Source organism: Sphingobium sp. LMC3-1-1.1 (assembly GCF_040676285.1).
Classification (GTDB): domain Bacteria; phylum Pseudomonadota; class Alphaproteobacteria; order Sphingomonadales; family Sphingomonadaceae; genus Sphingobium.
This window is the reverse complement of the sequence record NZ_JBEGHQ010000023.1, coordinates 186,284-209,729: the sequence shown is the minus strand read 5'-3', so window position 1 is coordinate 209,729 and position 23,446 is coordinate 186,284. Positions and strand designations below refer to the sequence as shown.

At 63.7% G+C, this 23,446-nt stretch carries 21 protein-coding genes; 6 read left to right on the top strand and 15 right to left on the bottom strand.

Annotated elements, in window-relative coordinates; all coding sequences use genetic code 11:
- Positions 1 to 12: 12 nt before the first annotated feature.
- Positions 13 to 612 carry a hypothetical protein gene (locus MRBLMC3_RS14290; protein ID WP_363737277.1) on the bottom strand — a complete coding sequence of 200 codons (600 nt, stop codon included), beginning with the start codon at positions 610 to 612 and terminating at the stop codon, positions 13 to 15.
- Complete coding sequence (locus tag MRBLMC3_RS14285; RefSeq protein WP_363737278.1) at positions 613 to 2,325, bottom strand: TIR domain-containing protein; 1,713 nt, start codon at positions 2,323 to 2,325, stop codon at positions 613 to 615.
- Positions 2,326 to 2,521: 196 nt separating this feature from the next.
- On the opposite strand from MRBLMC3_RS14285, the gene MRBLMC3_RS14280 reads away from it, so the two are divergent.
- On the top strand, positions 2,522 to 3,229 hold the full coding sequence (locus MRBLMC3_RS14280; protein ID WP_363829812.1) for an IS6 family transposase: 708 nt from the start codon (positions 2,522 to 2,524) through the stop codon (positions 3,227 to 3,229).
- A gap of 120 nt (positions 3,230 to 3,349) precedes the next feature.
- On the opposite strand, the gene MRBLMC3_RS14275 is transcribed toward MRBLMC3_RS14280, so the two are convergent.
- Complete coding sequence (locus MRBLMC3_RS14275; RefSeq protein WP_363737280.1) at positions 3,350 to 4,141, bottom strand: sulfite exporter TauE/SafE family protein; 792 nt, start codon at positions 4,139 to 4,141, stop codon at positions 3,350 to 3,352.
- A 226-nt stretch (positions 4,142 to 4,367) separates the two neighbouring features.
- On the opposite strand from MRBLMC3_RS14275, the gene MRBLMC3_RS14270 reads away from it, so the two are divergent.
- Positions 4,368 to 5,042 carry a glutathione S-transferase family protein gene (locus MRBLMC3_RS14270; RefSeq protein ID WP_363737281.1) on the top strand — a complete coding sequence of 225 codons (675 nt, stop codon included), beginning with the start codon at positions 4,368 to 4,370 and terminating at the stop codon, positions 5,040 to 5,042.
- Between the two features lie 128 nt (positions 5,043 to 5,170).
- Here MRBLMC3_RS14270 and ndk read toward each other — a convergent pair whose 3' ends face one another.
- The 3 genes from ndk to MRBLMC3_RS14255 form a co-directional block, all read right to left on the bottom strand.
- Positions 5,171 to 5,593, bottom strand: a complete 423-nt coding sequence (gene ndk / locus MRBLMC3_RS14265) for a nucleoside-diphosphate kinase (RefSeq protein ID WP_133652867.1) — start codon at positions 5,591 to 5,593, stop codon at positions 5,171 to 5,173.
- Positions 5,594 to 5,687: 94 nt separating this feature from the next.
- Positions 5,688 to 6,137, bottom strand: coding sequence for a DNA polymerase III subunit chi (locus MRBLMC3_RS14260; RefSeq protein WP_363829810.1), 450 nt, complete (start codon positions 6,135 to 6,137; stop codon positions 5,688 to 5,690).
- Complete coding sequence (locus MRBLMC3_RS14255) at positions 6,137 to 7,597, bottom strand: leucyl aminopeptidase (protein ID WP_363829807.1); 1,461 nt, start codon at positions 7,595 to 7,597, stop codon at positions 6,137 to 6,139. Before MRBLMC3_RS14255 ends, MRBLMC3_RS14260 begins: the two co-directional genes overlap by 1 nt.
- Before the next feature lie 194 nt (positions 7,598 to 7,791).
- On the opposite strand from MRBLMC3_RS14255, the gene MRBLMC3_RS14250 reads away from it, so the two are divergent.
- The 4 genes from MRBLMC3_RS14250 to rsmA all read left to right on the top strand — a co-directional run bounded on the left by MRBLMC3_RS14250 (position 7,792) and on the right by rsmA (position 13,421).
- The gene (locus tag MRBLMC3_RS14250; protein ID WP_363829805.1) at positions 7,792 to 10,056 is read left to right on the top strand and encodes an LPS-assembly protein LptD; all 2,265 of its coding nucleotides are present in this window, start codon (positions 7,792 to 7,794) and stop codon (positions 10,054 to 10,056) included.
- A gap of 86 nt (positions 10,057 to 10,142) precedes the next feature.
- Positions 10,143 to 11,543 (top strand): peptidylprolyl isomerase, encoded by a 1,401-nt coding sequence (locus tag MRBLMC3_RS14245; protein ID WP_363737285.1) that lies wholly within the window; start codon positions 10,143 to 10,145, stop codon positions 11,541 to 11,543.
- Positions 11,521 to 12,558, top strand: a complete 1,038-nt coding sequence (gene pdxA / locus MRBLMC3_RS14240) for a 4-hydroxythreonine-4-phosphate dehydrogenase PdxA (protein WP_363829803.1) — start codon at positions 11,521 to 11,523, stop codon at positions 12,556 to 12,558. The genes MRBLMC3_RS14245 and pdxA overlap by 23 nt, the downstream gene beginning before the upstream one ends.
- A 5-nt stretch (positions 12,559 to 12,563) precedes the next feature.
- Positions 12,564 to 13,421: a 16S rRNA (adenine(1518)-N(6)/adenine(1519)-N(6))-dimethyltransferase RsmA gene (gene rsmA, locus MRBLMC3_RS14235; RefSeq protein ID WP_363829800.1), complete on the top strand. Its 858-nt coding sequence runs from the start codon at positions 12,564 to 12,566 to the stop codon at positions 13,419 to 13,421.
- Positions 13,422 to 13,479: 58 nt separating this feature from the next.
- On the opposite strand, the gene MRBLMC3_RS14230 is transcribed toward rsmA, so the two are convergent.
- The 9 genes from MRBLMC3_RS14230 to MRBLMC3_RS14190 all read right to left on the bottom strand — a co-directional run bounded on the left by MRBLMC3_RS14230 (position 13,480) and on the right by MRBLMC3_RS14190 (position 23,410).
- Entirely contained in the window at positions 13,480 to 13,983 is a 504-nt protein-coding gene (locus MRBLMC3_RS14230; protein ID WP_363737288.1) for an asparaginase domain-containing protein, read from the bottom strand.
- Between the two features lie 66 nt (positions 13,984 to 14,049).
- Entirely contained in the window at positions 14,050 to 14,862 is an 813-nt protein-coding gene (locus MRBLMC3_RS14225) for a pyrroline-5-carboxylate reductase family protein (protein ID WP_363829798.1), read from the bottom strand.
- Positions 14,863 to 14,873: 11 nt separating this feature from the next.
- Positions 14,874 to 15,380, bottom strand: coding sequence for a YbjN domain-containing protein (locus tag MRBLMC3_RS14220; RefSeq protein WP_133652858.1), 507 nt, complete (start codon positions 15,378 to 15,380; stop codon positions 14,874 to 14,876).
- A gap of 91 nt (positions 15,381 to 15,471) precedes the next feature.
- Positions 15,472 to 15,762: an accessory factor UbiK family protein gene (locus tag MRBLMC3_RS14215; RefSeq protein ID WP_363737290.1), complete on the bottom strand. Its 291-nt coding sequence runs from the start codon at positions 15,760 to 15,762 to the stop codon at positions 15,472 to 15,474.
- Positions 15,763 to 15,807: 45 nt separating this feature from the next.
- Positions 15,808 to 16,356, bottom strand: a complete 549-nt coding sequence (locus MRBLMC3_RS14210; protein WP_363829795.1) for a TspO/MBR family protein — start codon at positions 16,354 to 16,356, stop codon at positions 15,808 to 15,810.
- 20 nt (positions 16,357 to 16,376) lie between these two features.
- Positions 16,377 to 19,481, bottom strand: a complete 3,105-nt coding sequence (locus MRBLMC3_RS14205; protein WP_363829793.1) for an efflux RND transporter permease subunit — start codon at positions 19,479 to 19,481, stop codon at positions 16,377 to 16,379.
- Positions 19,482 to 19,493: 12 nt separating this feature from the next.
- Positions 19,494 to 20,552 carry an efflux RND transporter periplasmic adaptor subunit gene (locus MRBLMC3_RS14200; RefSeq protein WP_363829790.1) on the bottom strand — a complete coding sequence of 353 codons (1,059 nt, stop codon included), beginning with the start codon at positions 20,550 to 20,552 and terminating at the stop codon, positions 19,494 to 19,496.
- A gap of 87 nt (positions 20,553 to 20,639) precedes the next feature.
- Positions 20,640 to 21,377, bottom strand: a complete 738-nt coding sequence (locus MRBLMC3_RS14195; RefSeq protein ID WP_363737294.1) for a TlyA family RNA methyltransferase — start codon at positions 21,375 to 21,377, stop codon at positions 20,640 to 20,642.
- Positions 21,377 to 23,410 carry a protein-disulfide reductase DsbD family protein gene (locus MRBLMC3_RS14190; RefSeq protein WP_363829787.1) on the bottom strand — a complete coding sequence of 678 codons (2,034 nt, stop codon included), beginning with the start codon at positions 23,408 to 23,410 and terminating at the stop codon, positions 21,377 to 21,379. The genes MRBLMC3_RS14195 and MRBLMC3_RS14190 overlap by 1 nt, the downstream gene beginning before the upstream one ends.
- Between the last annotated feature and the right edge of the window lie 36 nt (positions 23,411 to 23,446).

The window sequence follows — 23,446 nt, the reverse complement described above, 5'->3', positions numbered from 1 at the left end:
TCGCCCGCTGCGCTATTTGCGCGGCCCTTTGCTGACGCCGTCCGGATCGATCGCCAGGACAACGCCGCCATCGCCGCCATGTTCATAGCGACCGCGAATATACAAGTTGAAGATGAAGCCCTGCTCCTCCCCTTCCTTCAGCGGTTCGCCCGTATAGCCGTTGCACATATAGTTACGGCACCGCAGCGCCGGATAGCCGCCAATCTCAATCATCTCCAGGTCGAAGAAGCTGCGGTTGGGCGCCACCGGGGCGGGCGGCGGAGCCAGCGAGCTATTCTCCTTCTTCTCCAGGAACCAGAGCGGATCGGTATCCTTCCCATCATGGAAGCTGTAGCCGGGCGCATCCAGGATGATGGTGAAGAAGCACATATATTCGATGAACTCGATATTCTCGAATCCGTAGCCCCTGAATTCGGCATGGTGCGCGGGATCGCTCGACTGCGCCAGCTTCAGCAGGCGCGCCTCGGTGGCCTGTAGCCCCCGTTCGCAAATCGTCGCGAACCAGCGACTCACATTCCATACGCCTTCCCGCACGCGAATGTAGAGCAAGGTGACATGGTCGATCTCGTCGCCGGGTCCAACGGTCCTGACACTGTTTCCGTAAGGCAGCATTCAATCCCCCTTTGCCAAAGCCCTGTTATCGGCCTGCGCTATAGCATCCAGACGCTTGATCGACGTAATCCGAAATGCCGGATCTGCCGCGGCATTCGGGCTTGCGTCGTGCATGATCCGACGGGCCTGGCCGACGAGGCGATGGACCTCTGCTCCCTGGTGGCGCGCCCTCGCCACCTCTGCCGCATCCATCAGCAGCCGCAGATGCTGTTCGAACCAGTTCTGGTTTTGCGGGTCGCGCCGGCGGAGCGCCGAAGACTGGATTTGCGCATCCTGAATCAGCCTGACCGCCTTGGCCGTCTCTCCGGTTTCGAACGCGATTCGCGCGAGGGAACGAGTCGCCACCAGAGTATCATAGGCAATGTCGCCATTTTGCGGGTCTTCCCGCCGCAGCGGCTCGAGCAGCCTTAATTGCTCCAGCCGATGCTGGGCCGCGGCCTGGAAATCACGACGGTCATACTGCACGTCGGCCAGCCGCGCGTGGCGTTCGGCCACCTCCTTGCGAATGGTGAGAGATCGTGGGTCGGCCTGCTGCGCTCGCTGGAACCAGTAAAGCGACTTTTCATAATTCCGGATCGCATCGGCATGGTCGTTCTTCGCCTCCGATTGGACTGAGGCGATATTGCTGAGCGCATAACCCACTTCCGTAAAGCTGCGCGCGGCATGGGGTTGATGCTGCAAAAGCTGACGGGCCCAATGCAGATAGGCCCAATAATGGTTGAGCGCCCTATCGGGCTGCCCGGACAGCTGATCGACCTGCCCGATCCAGAATTCGCTCTGCGCGTGGACGAAGATCCATTCGGGCCGTTCCGGATCGTCGTTCAGCAGTGCGGTTGTCGTGCGATGCGCTTCTTCGAACTTGCGCCGTGCAGCAGGCAGGCTGCCGCGGGCAATGTCATCCTCCCCCATGGCCTGAAGGATACGCGCACGCCTTTCCAGACTGTCGTCCGGCAGATCGTCGAGATTTCCCTGATCGCGATAATAGTTCATTGCCCGGTCGTTGACGACAGAGAGGGCATCCAGGCGACCGACGCTACGCAGACGTTCCCGCAAATCGGTCAGCATGAATTCGATGATCCCTTCTGCTTCGGCGCGTTGCCGCTCGGCTTCTCGCTGCGCCTGCAAAGCCGCAACCGACAGCGCGACGAAAGCTAGCATGATCAGCAACAGAGCCAGCGTGACAGCCATCACGCGCCGGATGCGCCTTTGCGCGTCGCGCTGCACCAGCCGGTCCAGACCGATCCCAGCCAGCCCGGCAATGATCTTCAAGGTGCCGAGCCGGACGCCATCGCCCTCCCGCCGAAGGTCGGCCGCAAGCGGTTCGACCCCATCCCTCAGCGCCGGCGGGAAGGCATCCGTCGGTTCGCCATCAATGATCGCCGCCAGGATCGGCCGATCGGGATGGAGGGCCCGGAACAGGCGAATTTCCTTGTCCACCCATGGCGACGCCGCTGAATTGGGTGAGCACAGGACCAGCAATGCCGCGGACTTTGACAGCGCCTGCTTGACGGCCTCCGACAGGTCGGCCGTTGCGGGCAATTCATCGCGGTCGCGAAAGATCGGCCCCAATTTGCGCTTACCATCCGAACGGACCGTCCTGCCTGGAAAGCGATAGGATTCCAGTCGCCGCTGCAACGGGCGCGCCCACGCAACGTCCCTATGATTATAGCTCAGAAAGGCGGCATAGGTCGCCTTCGTTCCGTTGTCCTCCATCACAAGGATTGACCCTGTTCCTCTCTTTAGCGGGCGGTGCACCACATCGTCGTCCAGTGCCATAATTTGCACGCTCGCCCAATGGAGCCGAGGGGTTTGGCTATCGAAAAAGCCGCCGTGGGGGAAGGTTGCCCGCAAAGTTCGCATGGCGGCGCGGTGCTGTCAAAGCAAACCGGGGTTCGGTAAATGGTGGGTCATGACCAAGCCCGCCGTTAATCCGTTTCGGTATTTCAAATCCTCCCCGGAGGTGATCCGGTTGGTGGTGATGATGTATGTCCGTTACCCGCTGTCGCTGCGGAACGTCGAGGACCTGCTGTTCGAGCGCGGCGTCGATATCTGCCACGAAACGGTGCGGCTGTGGTGGAACCGGTTCGGCCCGCTATTGGCCAGCGAGATCCGACGCCAGCGGATCAACAGGATGTGCAGCTTTCGCCACTGGCGCTGGCACCTTGATGAGATGTACGTGAAGATCAACGGTAAGATGGTTTACCTCTGGCGCGCCGTCGATCACGAAGGCGAAATTCTGGAGAGCTACGTTACGAAGAAGCGGGATAAAAAGGCAGCTTTGGCCTTCATGAAGAAGGCATTGAAACGGCACGGATCACCAGGAAAAATCGTAACCGACGGACTCCGATCCTATCCAGCAGCAATGCGTGACCTGGGCAATATCGAGCAGCAGGAAATGGGGCAGTGGCTGAACAATCGGGTTGAAAACAGCCATCTCTCCTTCCGACGACGGGAGCGGGCTATGCTCAGGTTTCGACAGATGCGATCCCAGAAATTCGCATCCGTCCACGCCCACTTTCACAATCACTTCGCCCTGGAGCGCCATCTCGTCGATCGAGAGATTTACAAGCAAAGACGCTCGGCCGCCTTGGCCCAGTGGCAGTCTCTCGCGAGCTGAGTTTCTCCGTTCTAAGCCCGAAGTGCATCGTGTGGAGAGCGGTTCGCCTTTGTCTGACAGCACCGAAAATTCATATAAAACTGTAGCAAGTTGGATTCCGGCTCGGCAGATATTTCGCGGCTAGGCGATCAGCCGCCATCCCACCACCACCAGCACCGCAGCCAGCAGGGGCTGGAGCACGCGATCCGACGTGCGCGTGGCCAGCAGCGATCCGATCACGATACCGGGCAGCGACCCCGCCAGCAGGTTGACCAGCAGCACCGGATTGACGTTCCCGATCCACAAATGGCCAAGTCCGGCGACAAGCGTCAGCGGCACGGCATGAACGATATCGGTCGCCACCAGCCGCTGCATCCGCATGCGGAGTGGATAGAGCGCCAGGAGCAACGTCGCACCGATCGCGCCCGCACCGACCGAAGTCAGCGTCACCATCGCACCCAGCAGGGCGCCGGCCAGCACAGTCAGCGCCGGCTGCCAGCGGGTGAAACCGTCGGCCGTGCCCACCCGGCGGGCGAGCGCCCAGCTATGGAAACGGCCGCGCAGCAGGGTCGCACCTGCGGTAGCGATCAGCACCACGCCCAGCGCCGCCGTGATCACGCCCGTCTTGATCTGCCCAAGGTGCATCTGCGAAAGGATCGCCAACGTGATCAGCGAGGCGGGGATGCTGCCGATCATCAGGCGCTTCACGACTTCATAATCCGGACCGCCCTCGGTACCGCCCTGATGGTGGTGAACCGCGCCGCCGACCGCCTTTGTGATCGACGCGAACCACAGGTCGGTGCCGACCGCCGTGGTGGGCGCGACGCCGAACAGCAGGATCAGGATCGGCGCCATCAGCGAGCCGCCACCCACTCCGGTCATGCCGACCATCAGGCCGACGAAAAGGCCTGCGATCGCGTGCAACAAATCCATATTTCGCCCCAAATTCGTTACGTCGTGTAATCCGCGATGTGTAGGACCGAAAAACCGCGCCAGCCAGCCCCCTTTTGGATTGGAAATTTATCGCCTCCAAAACAAATGCTGTTGAATGCAAGAGTGACGCGATGCTCTCGACTTTCCTTGCCACCGGCGTCTAAGAGACTATCTGGCCAAAATGCGTTCCTCCGCGAATTTCCCAACAGGCTGTAAAGACAGGGACATGATGAAGCTGTTCATTGGCAACAAGGCCTATTCAAGCTGGTCGCTACGCGGATGGCTGGCGTGCAAGCTGTCCGGCCTCCCCTTCGAGGAGGTTGTTGTGCCGCTTTACGACGAAGCGTGGGAAAAGCGCCGCGAGGGTGACGAATTCGCCCCTTCTTCCGGGAAGGTGCCAATATTGTGGGACGGCGACGACGTCGTCGTGTGGGACAGCCTGGCGATCGTCGAATATCTGAACGAGAAGTCGGGCGGCGACCGATTCTGGCCGGCAGACATCGCCGCGCGCGCCATGGCCCGGTCAATGGCGGCGGAAATGCACTCCAGTTTCGCTGCGCTGCGACGTGAGCACAGCATGAACATCCGCCAGATCTATGCTCCCGTCCCTCCATCCGAGGCCGCGGCTCAGGATATCGCGCGCATCATGCAACTCTGGGCGGAGGCCCGCGCCCGCCATGGCGGCGAGGGAGAGTTTCTGTTCGGGGATTTCAGCGCGGTCGATGTGATGTTCGCGCCGGTGGTGACCCGCTTCATCACCTATCAACTCCCCGTTGCCCGCTTTGCGGAAGCCTATATGCGCGCCATCATCAATCATCCCTGGATGCAGGAATGGATTGGCGGCGCACAGGCGGAAGAATGGGTGATCGACCGTTTCGAAGCGCCTCCGCAATTGGGATAAGGCAAGTTTTCGGTCATCTGCGGAGGTTGGGCAAATGTCGCGAGCAGATGGCCCGTTCCGCCATTTCCGCCATGGAAAAGGGGCGGCAGGCATATCACCCCCGGCCCTTTCCAGATTATCGTGCCCGATCAGCCGACGATTTCTTCAGGCTTGAAGAAATAGGCGATCTCGATCGCGGCATTTTCCTCGCTGTCGGAGCCGTGGACCGAATTGGCTTCGATCGATTCGGCATATTCCTTGCGGATGGTGCCTTCATCGGCATTGGCCGGGTTGGTGGCGCCCATGATGTCCCGATTGCGCTTCACCGCATCTTCGCCTTCCAGAACCTGGACGACAACCGGGCCGGAAATCATGAAGGCAACCAGATCGGCGAAGAAGGGGCGCTCCTTGTGCACGGCATAGAAGCCTTCAGCCTGTTCACGGCTCATGCGGATACGCTTGGAAGCGACAACGCGCAGACCCGCTTCCTCCAGTTTCCTGGTCACGGCGCCCGTCAGGTTGCGACGGGTCGCATCGGGCTTGATGATCGAAAAGGTGCGGGTAACGGCCATAAGGCTCAAAAGCTCCGAATTGTTGGGATAAGTTGGCGCGCCCTTTAGACCGGGCCGGAGCCTATCGCAAGAGGGCTGATGGGGCAGGGCCCTGCTAGGGGCCTTGCACCCATTTGCGGCCTTCCTGCCGCCAGAAGCGGGGGGTGACCCCGTCCCGTTTCGAGAGATCGCGCCAGTTGGAGCGCGCGCCCTCTATGGTTTCAGCGTCGAAGAAGTAGAAAGCCCGCTCGAAACCCATCGCTTGCTCACGCCAGAGGCCATCCGCCAGTGCGACATGCCGTGCCCCGTTGGCGGCCAACTCGCCCGCCGGGCAATCCTGTGCGAGCAGTATCGGCTGCACCGATTCGGCACCCTCGCCGGCCCGGCCATGCGCCAGGAAGCTTTCGGGCGGCCCGGCCCATAGCCCGGCGGAAATCCGATCCAGCCGCTCAGGCTCCCTTGCGACCACCATCAGCCGCGCGCCCATGGCCAGGATGCGGCCCGCAATCGCGGGCAGCACCTGTTCCACCGGATCGCGGCTGAGCTGGTAGAAATCGACCTGCATTATTTCTCTATCTTGTCAGCCACATAGCGGTCGAGCAGCCGCACGCCATAGCCTGTCGCGCCCTTGTCCCAGGTTGCGCCGGGCTTGTCGGCCCACACCATGCCAGCGATATCGAGATGCGCCCATTTGACGCCCTCCTCGACGAAACGCTTGATGAACTGCGCCGCCGTGATCGACCCGCCATAGCGCGGCCCGATATTCTTCATGTCGGCGATCGGGCTGTCGATCAGCTTGTTATAGGCATCCCCGAGAGGGAAGCGCCACAGCGGATCGCCCGCCGCCTTGCCAGCCGCGATCAGATCGTCGGCCAGCCCGTCGTCATTGGCGAAGATGCCTGCATATTCATTGCCCAGAGAGATGATCATCGCCCCGGTCAATGTCGCGAGATCGATGATGATCTCGGGCGCATAGGTTTTCTGCGCCCAGGTGATGACGTCGCACAGCACCAGCCGCCCCTCGGCATCGGTGTTCAGCACCTCGATGGTCTGCCCCGACATGGAGGTTACGATGTCGCCCGGACGCTGCGCATTGCCGTCGGGCATATTCTCGACAAGGCCGCAGATGCCGACGACGCGGGCCTTCGCCTTGCGTCCGGCCAGCGCCTTGATCGCACCCGCGACCGCACCGGCGCCGCCCATGTCCCATTTCATGTCTTCCATGCCCGCGCCGGGCTTGAGCGAAATGCCGCCCGTGTCGAAGGTCACGCCCTTGCCAACGAAGACCAGCGGCTTTTCGGTCGCGCCGCCCGTCCCCGCCGAATCTGTGCCATCCCATTCCATCGCCAGCAGCCGCGGTTCGCGCATGGAACCCTGCGCCACGCCCAGCAGCGCGCCCATGCCCAGTTCCGCCATCGCCGCCTTGTCCAGGACGGTGATCCTGACGCCCAGTTCCTCCAGATGCCTGCACCGTTCGACGAAGCTCTCGGGATAGAGGACGTTCGCCGGCTCCGCCACCAGTTCACGGGTGAAGGCCACGCCCGCGGCCACGGCAGCCTGTCTTTCCCAGGCCGCCCCTGCGTCGCTCGACACCAGCGTGACCTGCTTCAGGGTCGGCTTGGCCTTCTCCGCCTGCCGGGTACGGTAGGTGTCGATCCGCCAGCCGCGCAGCAATGCGCCGAAGGCAAGGCGCGCCGCCTGTTCGCCGCCGGCCGCGCCCACGAACTCCACCGCAGCGTGAACCGCCCCGCTTGTCGCCAGCCGGGCCGTCAACGCGGCGCCCGCCCGCTCGAAATCCACATCACCGCCGGCTCCGGTACCCACCAGAACGACGCGCAGCACCTTGCCGCCCTCGTCCACGAAGCTCTCGAAGCTGGATCCCGCTTCCCCCGTGAAACGCGCGGCCGCCGCCCCCCCGACCAGCACGGACGCGGCGCTCAGGGGCAAGGCGTCGAAGCCGCCCTTGGGCACGGCGAAGACCAGTGTATCGGCTTCGGGACGGACAGGGCTGAACGCGATTTCCATCTGGGGTCCTTTATTTCCTGCAAGGCTTGTATCTCTCTGCCCAGATAGTGCGGCCGGCCCGGTCTGGCAAAGCCGTTCGACTGATTTTCCGGCAAAACTCTTGGCCGAGACGATTGCAGCGCAGACAAAGCGGTGCAATAGGGCAGTGCAATAGTCCGGGAAACAGAACGCCCCGTCAAAGAGGCCCCATTCTTTTGCAGAACCGCCCCTTCCTTTTGCGTTTCAATCGGCTCCTGGCCGCTGGCGTCGCCTTTCCGTGCCTGGCGGTCATCCCGCATGCCGCCGCCCAGCAACTCCAGGAACCGCAGACGACGATCAGCGCGCCCGACGCCCCGGTGCCGGAGAATGACGATCAGATCGGCTTTTCCGCCGATGCGCTGGAATATGATAGCAATAAGGAGGTCGTGACCGCCAACGGCAATGTGCAGTTGCTGCGCGACGGCAACCGGCTGCGCGCCGACAAGGTCGTCTGGAACCGTGATACCGGCAAGGTGGAGGCGAGCGGTAATGTCTCCGTCACGGATCCCGAGGGCAATATCGCCTATGGCGACAGGTTCGACGTCACCGACAGCCTGCAGGACGGCATGGTCCAGAACATGCTGCTGGTGCTGCAGTCGGGCGGGCGCCTGGCCGCCGTGAACGGCGAGCGGAAGGGCGGCGTCTACACCCTGCGAAAGGCGGTCTATACCGGCTGCGCAGTGGAGGATCACAAGGGCTGCCCCAAGGAACCGACCTGGCAGATCAAGGCTGTGAAGGTCATCTATGATCCGGTGAAGGCCAGGGTCAAATATACCAATGCTAGCGTCGAGCTGTTCGGCCTCCCGCTCATCCCGATGCCCGGCTTCTCCCACCCGGTCGGCGACAATGGCGGCAGCGGCCTGCTGGTGCCGATATTGCGCTACAACCGCAACAACGGCTTCGAACTCGGCTTGCCCTATTATATGAAGCTGGGACCCAATCGCGACATCACCGTCACGCCCCACGTCTTCACCAACGCCCTGCCCCTGCTGGAGAGCAACTATCGCCACCTGTGGGATCGGGGCGCCTATCAGATCACCGGCTATGCAACCTATGGCAGTCGCGTCGCTACCGGCAGCACATCCACCACCACGCCGGCCGATACGCAGAAGGATTTTCGCGGCTATCTCGATGCCAGTGGCGCGCTGCAGCTGACGCCGGAATGGAACATCAACGGATCGATTCGCGCGACGACCGACCGCACCTTCCTGCGCCGCTACTATATCAGCAATGATGACCGGCTGCGGTCGACCATCAATGCGCAGCGGATCGGGGACAACAGCTATTTCTCGATCGCCGGGTGGGCCGTGCAGACTTTGCGCACCGGCGATCCTCAGGGGCAGATGCCGATCGCCTTGCCCGTCGTCGATTATCGCTTGCGAATGAAGGACCCGCTGCTGGGCGGCGTCATCCAGTTCCAGGCCAACAGCCTGGCGATCACCCGCACCCATGGAGAGGATACGCAGCGCGCTTTCGCGGCGTTCGAATGGAATCTGCGCAAGCTGACGCCGATGGGTCAGGAAGTCACCTTCACGACCTATTTGCGCGGCGATGTCTACCACAGCGACGAAAATCAGCTGGCCACCGTCGCCAGCTATGCCGGCGATCCGGGGTGGCAGGCGCGCGGGATCGCGGCGGCGGCGATCGACGTCCGCTGGCCGTTCATGGGTGAGGCCTTTGGCGGCGTGCAGCGTATCGCCCCGCGCGTGCAGATCGTGGCGGCGCCCAGAATCGCCAATCTGACCGTCCCGAACGAGGATGCCCGCTCCATCGACCTGGAGGACAGCAACCTTTTCGCGCTCAATCGCTTTTCCGGCTACGACCGGTTCGAGGATTCGACCCGCGTCACCTATGGGCTGGAATATAGCCTGGCGCTGCGCCATTTCTCGCTCGAAAGCGTGATCGGGCAGAGCTACCGCCTGAACAGCCGGGAAAATATCCTACCGGTGGGCACGGGCCTGTCAGACCGGCTGTCCGACATCGTCGGTCGCACCACGATCCGTTATCGGGACTTCCTCAGCTTCACGCACCGCTTCCGGCTGGACAAGGATAATCTCGCCATCCGACGGAACGAGATCGACGCCACCATCGGCAGCAAGAAGACCTATGCGATGGTCAGCTATCTGCGGCTCAACCGGAATGCCGACCTCAGCCTGGAGGATTTGCGGAACCGGGAGGAGCTCCGGCTGGGCGGCCGCTTGCAGTTTGCGCGTTTCTGGTCGCTGTTCGGTTCCACCGTGATCGACCTCACCAATGCGAGGGAAGATCCGTTGAGCGTCGCCAACGGCTATCAACCCGTCCGACACAGGCTGGGCGTCACTTATGAAGATGACTGCCTGACGCTCGGCCTGACCTGGCGGCGCGACTATCAGGTGCTGGGCGACGCACGAAAGGGCAACAGCTTCCAGCTTCGGCTGGCTTTTCGCAATATTGGCATATAAGGATCAGCCGTCCCGTTTCCTGCTCAGGGCCGGTTAAGGCGGATCGGCGCATCTCGTGCCGACCCGATTGGAGAGTTTTGTCGACGATGCAGCCTGTCGTTTCCCATTATGCCTTAAAAGGGTTTTCCCGCATTGGCAGCGCCGCCGCCAAGGGCCTGCGTACCCTGCTTCTGTCCTCGGCCCTGCTGGCCACCGGCGCCTCCGGAAGTTTCGCCCAGACGGTGAATGACGATGACAATGTCGCCACCCAGCAGCTCAACCTGCCCAAGGACGTGACCATCTTCGGCAAGAGCGATCCCAATGTCCGCAAGGCAACGGCGATCGTCAACGGCCGCATCATCACCGGCACCGACGTCGACCAGCGCCTCGCCCTCATCATCACCGCCAATGGCGGCAAGGTGTCGGACGAGGAAAAGGAAAGGCTGCGCGTGCAGGTGCTGCGCAACCTGATCGACGAGACGCTGCAGATCCAGGAAGCCGCCGCCAACGATATCAAGGTGGACAAGGCCGAGATCGACCAGAGCTATGAACGGGTCGCAGCCAATTTCCGCCAGTCCCCCGCGCAGTTCGACCAATATCTGCGCCAGCAGGGCAGCTCCGCCGCCAGCATCAGGCGCCAGATCGAGGGCGAACTGGCCTGGAGCCGCCTGCTCCGCCGCAACATCCAGCCCTTCGTCAACGTGTCGGAGGATGAGGTGAAGTCGGTGGTCGACCGGATGAATGCGGCGAAGGGCAGCGACGAATTCCGCATCGGCGAAATCTACCTTTCGGCCACGCCGGAAAATCAGCAGCAGATCATCGCCAACGCCCGCAACATCATCGAACAGATCAAGCAGGGCGGCAGCTTCGCGGCCTATGCGCGGCAATTCTCCGAAGCCTCTACGGCGGCGGTCGGCGGCGATCTGGGCTGGGTTCGCCCCGCACAATTGCCCGATGAACTGGCGCAGGCGGCAGCGGAAATGCAGGTCGGCCAGATTGCCGGGCCCATCGGGGTGCCCGGCGGCATATCGATCATCTACGTCATGGACAAGCGCAAGGTGCTGACCGCCGATCCGCGTGATGCGCTTCTCAGTCTCAAACAGCTCTCCGTGAGCTTCCCCGCAGGCACGACCAAGGAGCAGGCGAGCACCAAGGCCGCGGCCTTTGCCGCACAGGTCAAGGCGATCAAGGGATGCGGCCAGGCCAATGAACTGGGCGGCAAGATCGGCGCGGACGTGGTCGACAACGACAATGTGAAGCTGCGCGACCTGCCACCGCAATTGCAGGAAATCCTGATCAACCTCCAGGTCGGCGAAGCGACGCCGCCATTCGGATCGATCAATGACGGCGTGCGCGTGCTGGTCGTCTGCGGCCGTGACGAAGCCTCTACCGCCGCTGCCCCCAATGCCGAACAGATCATGGCGCAGCTTGAGGAAGAACGAGTGAACAAGCGCGCCCGCATCTATCTGCGCGATCTTCGCCGCGATGCCGTCATCGACTATAACTGATCCTGCGGCCCCTCCGGCAATGGGGCCGCCCTTCGCCGTTTCGCTCGGCGATCCGGCCGGCATTGGCCCGGAAATCGTCGCCAAGAGCTGGGTGATGCGCGAGGCGCGCGGCCTGCCCTCCTTCTTCGCCGTGGGCGACGCAGCCTCTCTGCGCGCCGTCTGGCTTGGTCCGGTGGAGGTGGTCAGCACGCCGGAGGAAGCCGCGGAAGTCTTCGGCAAGGCCCTGCCCTGCCTGCAAGTGGCCGACGCGGGAGAGATCACGCCCGGCATGCCCAGCATCGACGGCGCGCGCACGGCTTTTCAGGCTCTGGAAGTGGCGGTCGGCCTCGCCCGCAGCGGTTCGGCCGCCGGGATTGTCACTGCCCCGGTCGGCAAGGAACAGCTTTACGGTGTCGGCTTTACCCATCCGGGACAGACCGAATTCATCGCGGAGCGCTGCGGCGTAGCGCCGCATAACGCCGTCATGATGCTGGCGGGACCATCGCTGAAGGTGGTGCCGATCACCATCCATATCCCGCTGGCCGAGGTGTCGTCCGTGCTGACGATCGACCTGATCCGCGCCCGCGCCATTACCACGGCAAAGGGGCTCCAGCGCAATTTCGGCATCGGTCGTCCCCGTCTGGTCGTCGCGGGCCTCAACCCCCATGCAGGCGAGGGCGGCGCGCTGGGGCGGGAAGAGATCGATGTCATCCGGCCGGCCGTGGAGTCGCTGCTGGCGGAAGGATACGACATTCAGGGACCGATCGCCGCCGATGCCCTGTTCCACAGCCGCGCCCGCGAAACCTATGATGCGGCGCTCTGCATGTATCACGACCAGGCGCTGATCCCGATCAAGACGCTGAATTTCGACGAGGGGGTCAACATCACCCTGGGCCTTCCCATCGTGCGCACCTCACCCGACCATGGCACCGCATTCGGCATTGCAGGCAAGGACAGTGCCAATCCCGGCGCGATGATGGCCGCGATCAAGATGGCCGCCGAGGCCGCGCGTGCACGATTGACCCCTGGCTGCTAAGGTCGATGACCGCCGATACCCACCCCAGGCTGTCACCGCCCAAGCTCCCGCCGCTGCGAGACGTCATCGCCGCCCATGGGCTGCAGGCGAACAAGGCGCTCGGCCAGAATTTCCTGTTGGACGAGCAATTGCTGGACAGGATCGCCGCCATTCCCGGACCGCTCAAGGACCAGCCTGCCTTCGAGGTTGGGCCTGGTCCCGGCGGCCTGACCCGCGCCGTCCTGCGCGCCGGGGCGCGGCTGGTCGCGGTGGAGCGCGACCGGCGCTGCCTGCCAGCCCTTGCTGAACTGTCGGAGGCATTTCCGAACCAGCTTCGTGTGATTTCCGGCGACGCGATGGCCGTCGATGTCCGGGCCGAAGCCGGCGAAGGGGCGCATATCATCGCCAATCTTCCCTATAATGTGGGCACTGCACTGCTCATCGGCTGGCTTTCAGCCGACTGGTCTCCGCTCCCCTGGTGGTCGAGCCTGACCCTCATGTTCCAGATGGAGGTCGCCGAAAGGATTGTCGCAAAGCCCAATGGCGATCATTATGGCCGTCTGGCCGTGCTCGCCCAATGGCGCGGCGACGCCCGCATCGCGATGAAGGTCCACCGCAGCGCGTTCACCCCACCGCCCAAGGTCATGTCCGCCGTGGTTCACATCACGCCCAGGCCAGCCCCCCAAGGCGTGCAGCTCAAGCATCTCGAACGCCTCACCGCCGCCGCTTTCGGTCAGCGCCGCAAGATGCTGCGCCAGAGCCTCAAAGGGCTGCCCGGCGCTCTGGAAGCGCTGGAGACCGTCGGCATCGACCCGCAACGCCGCGCCGAAACCGTCAGCGTCGAGGAATTCGTGGAGACGGCGCGCGTACTGGGCAGTCTTTGACCTTCACGCGGTTTCGGATGGATCCACGACGAGTCGACAGCCACTTGCCCTTGCGAATTCAGCCTTCTGTCGGGACGAAGGCGCCCTTTTCCCTATCCTTCACGACCTTGTCGGCCCGGAACACCGATCCGCTCATCGTGATGTAAACCCCAGGAGCGGCGACCTGCACCGTCGCAAAGGCCATGCCGAGGTTGAAGCTGGCGTCGCTCTCGCCAAAGCGTGCCGGTGCGAGCGCGCCGACCAGCACCACTGTCTTGCCGGCAATGGCGGACAGCAGCTTCGCAGTCTCGGTCATCGTATCGGTGCCATGGGTGATGATGATGTGGCTTTCGGGCGCCGTCGCGACCCGGTCGCGGATCAGGGCGCGGTCGGCATCGTCCAGCTCCAGGCTGTCCTTGCGCACCACTTCCTCAATGCGGAATGGCCGCTTGACCCGGGCGATGTCGAGCAGCTTCGATACTACGGTCTCACCCACCTGATAGTCCGACAGTGCATCGAAATAGATCTTGTCGATCGTTCCCCCGGTGGTGAGGACAAGAATGGGCATTTCGGGGGACAACATTGCAGGACTCCCATAGGAACGCCGAGCCTGTAGAGCATTTCCAGGCCAAGGTGAACCGCGTCGGCGCTATTCGCCCCGGGCCATCGCATCGCCCCGGTCGCGGGCAGCGGCCAGCGTGTCGGTGAGCAGATCCAGCAATCGATCGTCGGCATCGAGCACGTTCAGTCCCTGCCGCGTCATGCCGCCAGGGCTGGCCACTCGATCCGCCAGCACCGCCGGGCTTTCGCGCGCCATGGCAGCCATGCTTGCCGATCCGCGCACGGTGGCCAGCGCCATACGCTCTGCCTGATCGCCGGGCAGACCGATCGACTCGCCAGCCCGCGCCAGGGCATCGATGAAGCGGAACAAAAAGGCGGGGCCACAGCCGGACAGCGCGGTGACCGCGTTGAACTGGCCTTCATCCTCAATCCATTCGGCCAGACCGAGCGGAGCGATGAAGGCTTCGACCGCTTTTCGCGAGAGCGCCGCGCAAGCGTCTTCCGCATGCAAGGCGATGACGCCCTCCCCGATACCCACCGGAAGGTTGGGCATTGCGCGCACGATTTCTCCTGCTGCAGGAAAGGCCGCGCGCAGTTCGGTCAGACGTGTTCCCGCGAGAATCGAGGCGATCCGCATATCGCCGCGGCAAAGAGGCGCGAGACAGCCCGCGACATCGCCAAGCTGATAGGGCTTCATGCCCAGCAGGACCGTAGTGCCGCCCGGCAGCGAGGCGGGATAGTCGGTGACCACTCTTACTCCCTCGGCCACCGGCTTGCCGCTGGGGCGCAGCACGGTGACTGTTGCGGGATCAAGACCGCAGGCGAGCCAGCGCTGCAGCATCTGCCCCGCCATATTGCCGCAGCCGACAAGGAAGAGATGATCGGGCCAGATGTCGGTCATCGAATTGCGCCTCAGGCTTCGCCGCGCGTTTCGATGAGGCTGGCGGAAATCGCTTCGGTCGGCGTCTTGCCGCCCCAGAGGACGAACTGAAACACCGGGTAGAAGCGCTCGCATTCGTCGATAGCGGTTTCCACAAGAAGCTGCGCCTGATCGAGGGTCAGCGTGCCGCCCGCCCCCAACAGCGCGCCGTGGCGGAACAGCACGATGCCGCTGGAGGACCAGAGTTCGAAATGGCCAAGCCAAAGCTGTTCGTTGATCAGGCCCAGCGTTTCGTAGATGGTGCTGCGCTTGTCGTCGTTCACCCTTATGTCGGGGAGGGCGAGCATTTGCAGTACCTGATCCTCGTCACGCCAGATGCCGCGAAGTTCATATTGTGCCCAAGATCCCTGGGTACTGGCGACGATTTCGTCCTCACCGACCTGATCGTAGCTCCAGCCGTGCGCCTCGAAAAAGGCGGCCAGCATGTCGATCGGTGCGGCCTCCTGACCGCCATTTTCAAATTCGTCGCTGTCCATCATCTGCGCGCCTTAAAGCATTTTTTGCGCCGGTGGAAACCGGGGCGGCATGGAAAATGCGTGGACAACTCCGCTTTCGCCCGAAACCGGCCGCTTATTCTGCATCCTTGGGCTTGGCGCGGACCGTCTGCTTGACGGGTTCGGACGCCTTGCCCTCCAGCGCATCGAGGCGGGCTTTCAGCGATTCCACCTCTTCACGAGCAGCGGCGGCCAGCGCCTTGACGGCGTCAAATTCGTCGCGGCTGACGAAATCCATGCCGCCGATCCACTGCTTGGCCTTTTCGCGGGCGTTGCTCTCAAATTCGCGGCTCATGCCCGCGACCGTTCCGGCCGCGCCGTTCACCAGCTTGGCAAGGTCGTCGAAAAAGCGGTTTTCGCTCTGCATGATGCTATGTCCTTCCGTGCAGCACCACGGTCGTGGCGCCAAAAATCATATCTGGGTCTGGAAAGCCGGTTTGCCAAGGCTTTCCGCGTCCGGATTGAGGCGGCCGATCTCATAGTTGAGGTAGGAGGCAAAGGCCAGCCAACACAGATAGGGCAGCAGCAGAAGCCCCGCGACACGCCGCACGCGCCAGAACAACAGGATCGTGACGGCCACAAGCCCTAACAGCGCGACGATCAGGACCAGCGCCTGATCCACCAGATGCGCACGAAAGAACAACGGGGACCAGAGAAGGTTGAGCACCAGTTGCGCGAGGAATGCGACTATCGCGATCCCCCGGCCCCTCGCGCCCCTGGCATGCAGCACGACGGCGAAGGCGAGCGCCATCATTATATAGAGGATGGTCCAGGCAAGGCCAAAGACCCAACCGGGCGGGATCAGGTCGGGCTTGGCCAAGGCCGCGAACCAGCGATTGCCATAGCCGCTATTGGCGAGCTTGCCTGAAAGAAAGCCAAGGAAAACAAGCGCCGGCACAGTAACCAGTGCCCAGCGCGCATAGGCAAGACGTAATTGACCCGGAGACGCAATCTCGTTCATCGGCAACGAAGCTCCACCTTTTACTCGGCGGCGTCGGGCGAATCCTTCAAGGCCGAGTCCAGCCGCCGACTGACGGTTTGCGGTGAAACGGTTCGTCCTGCAACCCGTGAATAGAGAATCGGGATCAGGAACAGCGTGATCAATGTCGCCAGGCTGACGCCGGAAACCACCACCACCCCGATCGAATGCCGGGCCGCCGCGCCTGCGCCGCCCCGCATGACCAGGGGAACAGCGCCGATGACCGTTGCGATGGAGGTCATCAATATGGGGCGCAGGCGACGGACGGCAGCGTGACGAACGGCCGCGCTGATCTCCAGCCCTTCGTCCCGCAACTGGTTGGCGAATTCGACGATCAGGATGCCGTTCTTCGCCGCCAGTCCCACCAGCATGACGATGCCGATCTGGCTGTAGAGATTGATCGACCCGCCTGCCAAGGCAAGGCCCAGCACCCCGCCCGCCACGGCCAGCGGCACGGTGGCGATGATCACGCCGGGATGGACGAAGCTCTCGAACTGGGCAGCGAGCAGCAGATAGACGATCAATATGGTCAGGCCGAAGACCAGCCAGATCGATCCGCCGGTTTCACGCAGCGACTGACTCTCCCCCCTATAGCCGACGGCAAGGATTTCCGGCGACTGGCGCGCCTGGTCCTCGAGAAAGTTCAACGCCTCGCCCAGCGAGTAACCCGGCGCCAGAGCCGCTGTCAGGGTGATGGCGCGCAATTTGTTGTAGCGGTTGAGCTGGCGCGGCCCGGCAACTTCGCGAATCGTGACGACGGCGGACAGGGGCACCAGCGCGCCGGTGCGGCTGCGCACATTGATCCGCTCCAGATCGGCCTGGGTCTGGCGCCCCTCCCGCTCTGCCTGAAGCAGCACGCGATATTCCTCGCCCCGGTCGACATAGGTGGTAACGCGGCGGGACCCAAGCAGCGTCTGCAGCGCCTGGCTGATGTCGTTGGCGGACACGCCCAGATCGCCCGCGCGTTGCTGATCGACATCGATCCGCATCTGCGGCTTGGTTTCCTTATAGTCGGAATCCAGATTGATGAGGCCCGGATTCGCGGCCGCGGCGGCCATGATGCGATCACGCGCGGCGACCAGCCCCTCATAGGTCGCTCCTGCCAGCACGAGATTGACCGGCAGGCCCCTTCCCCGGCCCAGCCCCGAACGCGGCGCGACATTGCCCCGGACGCCGGGCTGGTCGGCGATCACCTTGTTGATCATGTCGGCCACCTGCACCGTGGTGATCGTGCGGTCCTCCCACGGCCGCAGGAAGGCGATGATATTTCCGCCGTTGAAATCGTCACTGTTCGAAAAACCGGCGGGCGCGCGTATGTTCAGCACCTGGAGCGTGCCCTCGTCCCGAAGCGGCTGCAGATCGGTTTCGATTTTCCGCATATAGCCTTTCATGCGATCGAAGCCGGTGCCCTCAGGCGCCGTCACTTGGCCGTCGACGACGCCCGTATCTTCCGCTGGGACCAGTTCGGTCGGAAGCATGGTGAACAGGCCGCCGGCGACGGCAAGGAACAGCGCAACGGCGACGATGGCGCCCGCAGGCCGCGTGAGCACCCGGTCGAGAAGGCGCGCATAGGTCCCCTCCAGCCGCTGGAATCGCGCATCCACCCAGAGCGACAGGCGTGACCGCTCCGAACGTCGCAGCAGCTTTGAACAGAGCATCGGCGCCAGGCTGAGCGAAATGAAGCCCGAAAAGGCGATGGCGGCGATCATCGATATAGCCAGTTCGCGGAACAGCAGGCCCGTCTGCCCCGCCAGGAACATGACCGGCACGAACACCGCGCAGACCACCAGCGTGGTCGAAATGATCGCAAAACCCACCTGCCGCGTGCCGAGATAGGATGCGACCAGTGGATCCTCCCCCTGTTCTATGCGGTGATAGACATTCTCCAGAACGACAATGGCATCATCCACGACCAAACCGATGGCCAGCACGAAGGCGAGCAGCGTCAGCAGGTTGATCGACAGCCCCAGCAGCCACATGACGGCACAGGTCGCCAGCAGGCAGATCGGCACGGTGATGGACGGAATGATCGTCGCCCGCAGGGAACCCAAGAAGAGGAAGATGACAAGCACGACGAGCAGTGCCGCCTCGGCCAGCGTATCATAGACATTGTCGATGGCGCGGCTGATGAACAGCGACTCGTCCGATCCGATCGTGACCTTCATGCCCGGCGGCAAGGTGGGCCGCAGCTCGTCGATCAGCGCCTTGGCCTTCTCCGCAACTTCCAGCGTGTTGGCGCCCGACTGACGGATGATGCCCACGCCGATGCCCGTCGCCGCGTTGGAGCGGAAGGACGTATAGGGGTTTTCGGCGCCCTGCTCGACCCGCGCCACGTCGCCCAGCTTCACCTGGTAACCGTCCGCGCCACGTCCCACGACCAACCCGGCAAATTGTTCTGGCGTCGAAAAGGCCCGCTCTACGCGCAGCGTCTGGTTCTGGTCCTTCGATTCGAAGCGCCCGGCCGGCAGTTCCACATTCTGCGCGCGCAGCGCCGCCTCTATGTCGCCCGGCGTGATGCCGAAGGCTGTCAGCTTCTCCGCATTCAGCCAGATGCGCGTGGAGGGCCTTTCCTCGCCCCCGCCGGTCACTCGTGCGACGCCGTCAATGGCGGAAAAGCGATCCAGCACATTGCGGTCCAGATAATCCGCAATCTGCGTCGGGGTCCAACCATCCTTGGTGAAGACGATGAACAATATCGCCCGCGCATCGGCGTCGACCTTCCGGATTTCCGGCGCGAGCGCATCCTCCGGCAGATCCTCCACCACAGCGCCCACGCGATCGCGCACGTCATTCGCTGCCGAATCGATGTCCCGCGAGGGGTCGAATTCAATACTGACTGAAGAAACGCCATCGCGCGAGGTCGAGGTGATGTTCTGGATGCCCTGGACCCCGGCGACGCCATCCTCGATGATCTGGGTGATGCGCGTTTCCACGACCGAAGCCGCCGCCCCGGTATAGCTGGTCTCGACCGAGACGATGGGCGGGTCGGTATCGGGATATTCGCGGATGGAAAGGCTGAGATAGCCGACAATGCCGATGATGCAGAGCAGCACGGCAACCACCGCCGCGAAGACCGGACGACGGACGGACAGGTCCGAAAGCTGCATCGCCTCGCCTCCTCAGCCGGCCGCTTGCCCGGCGCTGGCGCTCTTTGCTTCCGGCTTGCCCCCCGGGACGCGCACCGGCACGCCGTCGGTCAGTTTGACAACGCCGTCGGTGACGACCGTCTGGCCCGGCTTCACTCCCCCCAATATCTCGACCAGGCCGTTCTGACGGATGCCGGTATCGACCTTGACCCGCTTGGCCTTGCCCTTCTCCACCAGGAAGACGAAATGGTCGCTGCCGTCGCCGACCACGGCCAGTTCAGGAACGGCCAGTGACTGGCGCTGCCCTGCAACCACATTTACCGTCAGCAGCATGCCCGGCTTCAAGGCGCGGTCGGGATTGGGCAGAATGGCGCGTATCCGGACGGCGCGGGTGGCGGGATCGATCACGGGATCGATGGTGGCGATCGTGCCGGCGAAGCGCCGGTCGGGCCAGGCGGCGGACACCGCCTTGATCGGCTGCCCCTCCCGCACCAGCGACAGGCGGGTTTCCGGGATGGTGAAGTCCAGCTTGATCCGCGAGATGTCGCTGACCGTGGCAATCGGCGTGCCTGCCGTGACAATGGCGCCAGGCGACACCATACGCAGGCTCACCCAGCCGGCAAAGGGCGCGCGAACCACCCGGTCGCCGATCGAGGCGCGGGCCTGCTGTGCACTGGCGCGGGCGGCGTTGGCGAGCGCGACCTGGCTCTCCAGGCTGGCAGCAGTGGCAAAGCCCCGCGCCTTCAAGGCCTGAATACGCTCCAGTTGCTGCTGGGCTGCAAGCGCCTGGGCCTGGGCGGCGGCAAGTTCCGCCTTCTCCTGCCCAACGGCCAGGGTGGCGATCACCTGCCCGTTGCTGACATAACCGCCATCGCTGAAATGGAGGGATGTGATCCGCTCCGTCACGGGAGCGGACAAGACCACCTGCTCATTGGCGAATGCAGTCCCGACCGCATCCAGATTGTCGGTGAAGGTATCGTGCAGAATGGGCGCGGCCTCAACCAGCGCGGAAGGGCGCGGCTTTTTCTCCTTTGGCGCGCCGCAAGCGGAAAGGCTGAGCGCGATCAGGAAGATTGGCAGGAAAATGCGCATCGGATCAGGCTAATCGGCCTCTGCAAGCGACTCAAACCGGCATTTGTCGCAAATGGTAATCATAGCGGCGAAACGAACGGAGTGCGATTATCCGCCAAATGTTGCGAAGAGGAGAAATTCCACATTGCCCTGCGGGCCGGTGATCGGGCTGGCGGTGATCCCTTCGACCTGCCACCCCCGACCCGACACCCAGTCCCGCACCTCGTTGCACACCCGTTCATGGATGGCAGGATCGCGCACGACGCCACCCTTGCCGACTTCCTCTCGCCCTGCCTCGAATTGCGGCTTGATCAGGGCGATCAGGCGCGCGCCGGAACGGGCAAAGCCCAACGGGCAATCCAGCACCTTGGCGAGCGAGATGAAGCTGGCGTCGCAGACGATGACATCCACAGGCTCCGGAATGTGATCGGCAGTGAGGATGCGGGCGCTGGTCTGTTCATGGACAATGACGCGCGGGTCCGAACGCAGCTTCCATGCAAGCTGGTTGGTGCCGCTGTCGACCGCATAGACCCGCACCGCGCCGTTGGTGAGCAGGACGTCGGTGAAACCGCCGGTCGAACTGCCGACATCGATGGCGACGGCATCCGACACGTCGATATGAAAATGCTCCAGCGCATGCGCGAGCTTGATGCCGCCGCGCGAGACCCAGGGATGGTCACGGCCCTTCACCTCCAGCTCGGCATCGGCCGCGACCTGTTGCCCGGCCTTGTCGACCTTCCGCTCCCCCAGGAAAACGAGGCCGGCGAGGATCAATGCCTGGGCGCGCGCGCGGCTTTCCGCCAAGCCGCTATCGACGAGGAGCTGGTCGGCGCGGACCTTGGCCATCAGGACACCAGCGCCGTCAGCGTGGCAGGGGTCAGGAGCTGGGGCAATGTCTGCGCGTCCCTGCCCGGCGCATACCAGAGATAGAGCGGAACGCCCGAACGCCCCTGCGCCTCCAGAAAGCGGGTGATGGCGGGATCGGCATTGGTCCAGTCCCCGACCATCATGGTGACGCCCGCCTTCTCGAAAGCGGCGCGGGTTTCACTGCGGTCGATGGCCGCGGCCTCATTCGCCTTGCAGGTGAGGCACCAGTCGGCGGTGAAATAAAGGAAAACCGGCTTTTTGGTGGCACGCAGGCTGGCCAGACGCGCCTCGTCAAAGGGGATGCCATGGGCGGAGGCGGTGATGGCAGGCGCACGGGTCGGCAGCACGAAGGCGGTTCCCGCAAAGAGAATGAGCGCGGCGCAGACCACGGCAAATCCGCCGTGCCGTCCGTGATGCTGCCTGCGCCCAAGCCACCAGAGCACAGCGGCCAGAATCAAGGCTGCGCCGGCCCCCAGCAGGATGGCAACCGTGCCGCGTTGCTGCCCCAGCAGCCACAACAGGCCCAGCGCGGTCAGCGCCATGGGAATAGCGAGTATTTTCTGGAGCCGCCCCATCCAGGCGCCTGGTTTCGGCAGGCGTGTACGGATTGGGGGGATGTAGGCCAGAGCCAGAAATGGCAGTGCGAGGCCCAGGCCAAGCCCCGCAAAGATTGCCAGAGCGGCGCCGATCGGCAGTACCAGCGCCGCCCCCATCGCCGCGCCCATGAACGGCCCGGTACAAGGCGTGGCGACGAAAGCGACCAGCGCGCCGGTCCAGAAGGCGCCGGACGCGCCTGCCTTTCCCGCCAGCCGCTCGCCGCCACCGAAAGCGCTGAGTTCGAACAGGCCGGCAAGGTTGAGCGTGATCGCGGTCACCAGCAACAGCAGCAGCAGGATGATGCGCGGATCCTGCAACTGGAAGGCCCAGCCGACCGCCGTTCCCGCAGCGCGCAGGCCAAGCAGCAGGCCGCCCAGGGCAAGGCAGGTGAGAATGATGCCAAGGCTGTAGGCTAGCGCCTCCCGCCGGACGATATGCTCGTCCCCCCCCGCACGCGCCAGTTTCATCGCCTTCAGTCCCAATATGGGGAACACGCAGGGCATGATGTTGAGCAGCAGGCCGCCGAGCAGTGCACCGCCCAGCGCAAGGAAGAGGGTCCGGGCAGTGGCGGATCGAGCAGCAGGCACGGTGCCGGGACGGGCCGTCAGCAGAAAACCGACATGGTCGCCGGTGCGCAGCACCGCCTGAACCGGGCCGGACAGCGGGCCTTGCCCGGCTTCGGTTTCGATCAGCAGCCGGTCACCCTGCCGCGCGACGCTCTGCGGAGCCGCGTAACGGGTGAGACCATCGGCCAGCGCGAAGAGATGGACGTCGCGGGCTTCGGCCGCTGCGGGAAAGGGGATGGAGAGGCGCAGGCGGCCGTCAGCCAGGGCATAGGTCGCATCGCTGCCCAGCGGACGCGGCAAGTGGCTGCGCCAGCCATCGAACTGCGCCCTGCCGCCCGGCAGGACAGATCCGTCGCCCGCTATCAGGTCCAGCGACAGCTCCGCGCCTTCTGGAACGCAAACCTTGTCGGTGCAGGCCAGCCAGTTGGCGCGGACGCGGATCGGCAGCTTCGTACCCCTGGGCACGTCCGGCGCCACGGTCAGCTTTGCAAGCACTCCATAAGGCCCCTCATAGACATGGTTCATGAGGCCGGCGATCAGCAATGTCTCCGGCACGGGATAGCGCAGGGGACCGACCATGACTCCCTTGGGCAGCGTCCATTTGACCGTCATGCCCAGGCCGGCATCCCCCGGATTTTCCCAATAGCCGTGCCAGCCGGATTCCGGCGTCATGGAAAAGGCGATCGTCGTGCCACTGCCCCGATCCTGGCCCGGCCGCGGCGCATTGCTTTCGGCGGTGAGTTCGGCCGCAATGTGGGGGACGCCCTGGCCAAACGCACCCTCCGCCCGCGCCGCCACCGGCGCGAGCAACAGCAGCATTGTCATCAGAAGGACATGAAAAATGCGCATCGGGCCTCTGTTCCGGTGGACGCAAGGGGGCTAGGT